Annotated in this window: 1 protein-coding gene and 1 pseudogene; both read left to right on the top strand. The window is 64.1% G+C overall.

From position 1 onward, the window contains the following. The coding region (locus U4E84_RS17805; RefSeq protein WP_322533411.1) for an ABC transporter substrate-binding protein at positions 1 to 604 on the top strand (604 nt) is incomplete at its 5' end. A gap of 104 nt (positions 605 to 708) precedes the next feature. Continuing rightward, a pseudogene (locus tag U4E84_RS17810) lies at positions 709 to 1,254 on the top strand (ABC transporter permease); the annotation flags it as partial.

A 1,254-nucleotide genomic window follows, 5' to 3' on the forward strand; every position in this document is an offset into this window, starting at 1 on the left:
AGTGAACTACCTCGGGGTCTCCGAGATCAGCACCTACTACTTCGGGTTCAACGCCTCGAACACGGAGCGGGCCGAACGGCAGGCGGTCGCGTACGTGATGAACCAAGACCAGATCGTTGAGGAGGTGTTCGCGGGCCGCGGCACGCCGGCGTACAGCTTCCTGCCGCCGGCGATCTGGCCGACCGGCCAGGACGGGTACGAGTCGTTCCTCGAAGACTACCCGTACGGCCAGGGCGAAAGCGACTCCCAGGGGGCCCAGATGGTCCTCGAAGAGGCCGGCTACACCTCTGACAGCCCGACCGAGATGACGCTCACCACCTACGAGAGCGAGGTGTTCCAGACGGCGGCGGAGCTGGTCCGCGACCTGCTGTCCGGGACTGGACTCGACCTGTCGCTCGAGACGTCGCAGTTCTCGACGCTCCAGAGCCGCGGCGAGGACGGTGACCTCCAGATGTACTCACTCGGCTGGATCTGGAGCTGGCCCGCGGTTCCGTACGGGATGTTCCAGCTCGAACCGCGCAACACCGAGACGTCGGTGATGCCCGAGGAGACCAACGGATTCTACCTCGACTGGCAGTCGAACCTCGAAGAAGAAGCCGAGTAATTTCGGCCTCTTCGCGTTATCGAAGCATTTAGTTAGATCACGGGTTTCCCCTCGGACACCACTCGACGTATGCCCACTATGACCACTCAAATACGTCCACCCTCATGAGCCGCTGGGAGTATTTCGTCAAACGGCTGCTGCTCACGGTCCCCGTGTTGTTCCTCGTGTTGAGCTTCCTGTTCGTGATGCTTCGCATGGGGCCGATCGACCCGGTCGCGGCCATCCTCGGCCCGGAGGCGACCGGCGGCGACGCACAGGCGATCCGCGATCGGCTCGGACTCGACGAGCCGCTCTGGCAACAGTACGTGGACTTCATCACCAACTTCGTCACGTTCGACTTCGGCCAGTCGTGGGTCGTTCAGGCCGGTCGCCCCATTATCGAGATCGTCATGGGGGCCGCCCCGGCGACCCTCTGGCTCGGCTTCTGGTCGATCCTGTTACCCCTCTTCATCGGGATTCCGCTCGGCTTCTACGCCGGGCTCAACCCGAACTCGCTCGGCGACTACACGGCGTCCTTCGGCGGGATCCTCTGGCAGGCGCTCCCGAACTTCTGGCTGAGCGTGCTGGCGCTCGCGGTGCTCCGACAGACGCGCAACGGCGGGGGGCCGTTCGGCTTCGACTGGTACGCGTTCGGTCCCGACTTCCTGTCG

The sequence above is a fragment of the Halorubrum sp. AD140 genome, from assembly GCF_034497445.1.
Classification (GTDB): domain Archaea; phylum Halobacteriota; class Halobacteria; order Halobacteriales; family Haloferacaceae; genus Halorubrum.